This window comes from Kitasatospora sp. NPDC059648, assembly GCF_042734825.1.
Lineage (GTDB): Bacteria > Actinomycetota > Actinomycetes > Streptomycetales > Streptomycetaceae > Kitasatospora.
This window is the reverse complement of the sequence record NZ_JBHWDU010000219.1, coordinates 1-1,806: the sequence shown is the minus strand read 5'-3', so window position 1 is coordinate 1,806 and position 1,806 is coordinate 1. Positions and strand designations below refer to the sequence as shown.

Sequence of the window (1,806 nt, the reverse complement as noted above, 5' to 3'; positions counted from 1 at the left end):
GCCGTTCTCCGCGGAGGGCCGGCCCACGACGGCGCTCAGAAGCCCCGACGCGCGACGGTCGGCCCGGGCGCGGCGGTCAGCCTCGGCCGGGCGCGGTCCAGTAGCCGAGGTCGGCCGCCCGGTGCCCGCGCAGGTCGCCGCGGACCTGCGCGGCCAGCCGCCGGGTGTCGCGCCGGTTGACCGTCGCGCCGATGCCCGCGCCGAGGAACAGCGGGACCACCGACGGGAGCCGGCGCATCCAGCTGCGGGTGAGCCGGCGGCGCACCTGCTGGCGCACCTCCGACCCGAGGGCGAGTGCAGCGAGGCCCGCCGGGCGGACCAGCAGGTTCGCGTCGATCCCCCGTCGGTTGGCCCAGGCGGCCAGGTAGGCCGCGGTCCGCTGTGGGCCGCTCCCCCGTACCGGGACGCCGTAGACCTCCTGCAGCTCGGCGATCAGCTTGATCTCCACCGCCGCCACGGCGAGCGTCTCGGCCGCGATCTCCACCGGTATCGCGGGCGGCACGGGCAGCATCGCCAGCGCCCCCACGCCCGCGCCGAGCGCGCCGGAGGCCCGGGTGGCGCCGGCGACCAGCAGGTCCGCCAGGCGCTCGGGGTCCTCGGCGCCGGGATGCTGCGCGCGCAGGGTGGCGAGGTCACGGATCGGGATCCGCGGGGCCGCGCGCACCAACTGCTCGGTGAGGGCCTTGCCGCCGAGCACCGCGCCCCGGCCGCCGCTGCCGAGCAGTCCTGCCAGCTTCGCCACCAGTCCCCGGGCGCGGCTCCGCTCGACGTGGTACTCGGTGGCCTGCCAGGCCCCGCCCGGCCGCTCGGCCCGTTCGACCAGCTCGGCGAGGCCGGCGGCCAGACTCGTGTCCGGGGCGGCCCCGCCCGCCCCGGGGGCCGGCTCGTGCGTGGGGGGGCTCGTCCCCGAAGCGCCGGGCTCCGAAGGCCCCGGTCGCTCGGAGCGCCCCGGTCTGCGAAAGACTGCCATGGCTGGCGGATACCCGGCCGTCCGGACGGCACGCCTGGCAAGGCCCGCCGGGTGGGTGAGCGGCACTTCGGCTAGCGTCGGGCGTGGGGGCCGGACAGGGCTCGGAGGTCGACGGCATGGGAGCAACGACAGTCGCGCGGCTGGCGGAGGACTGGCGGCGGGCGGCGGACCAGCACCTGACGCCGACCAAGCGGTCACTGGTGGTGATGTGGGCGGCGTTCGGCACCACCTTCGGCACGGTGCGCCTCATCACCCACGGGATCAGGGGCGGCTGGCTGCCCTGGGGCAACATCTCGGCCGGCGGGAAGCACCTGCACCACTACAACATCGGCATCGCGGCCCTGGCCGGGGTCGGCCTGGTGGCCGTGCGTGGCGACGAGCCGGCGGTCGGCCATCCGGCGGTGGCCGCCGTGTACGGCGCGGGCGCGGCCCTGATCACCGACGAGCTCGCGCTGCTGCTGGACCTGCAGGACGTCTACTGGGCCAAGCAGGGCCGGGTGAGCGTCGACGTCTCGTTCGGCGTGCTCGCCGCGCTCGGTGGTTACCTGTCCGCCGTGCCGTTCTGGCACGAGATCGTCCGGAGCGCCCACCGCCGGCTCGGCGCCGGGTAGGGATCGCCCGCCGCGTTTTGCGCTTGTGGTCCGTTTGGCCGAGCCGGTCGGGGTGAGAAGAGGAGCGGGTGGGGCAGGACGCGGGCCGGACGGAGGCTCCTCCCCTGGGGCCTCCGTCCGCGTCCGTCCCTCCGCCGCTCAGAGCCCGGCCACCGTGACGTCCACACCCGGCGGCCGGGCGGCCCGCCCGGGAACGACACGAGCACCTCGTCGCCTCGGCCCGGC

General features: G+C 77.0%; 2 protein-coding genes. One reads left to right on the top strand and one right to left on the bottom strand.

The window, feature by feature from the left end:
• Positions 1-76: 76 nt before the first annotated feature.
• Positions 77-970 (bottom strand): hypothetical protein, encoded by an 894-nt coding sequence (locus tag ACFV1W_RS40550; protein WP_380422586.1) that lies wholly within the window; start codon positions 968-970, stop codon positions 77-79.
• 116 nt (positions 971-1,086) lie between these two features.
• Here ACFV1W_RS40550 and ACFV1W_RS40545 point away from each other — a divergent pair, with 116 nt between their 5' ends.
• Positions 1,087-1,581 (top strand): hypothetical protein, encoded by a 495-nt coding sequence (locus ACFV1W_RS40545; protein ID WP_380422584.1) that lies wholly within the window; start codon positions 1,087-1,089, stop codon positions 1,579-1,581.
• Positions 1,582-1,806 lie beyond the last annotated feature (225 nt).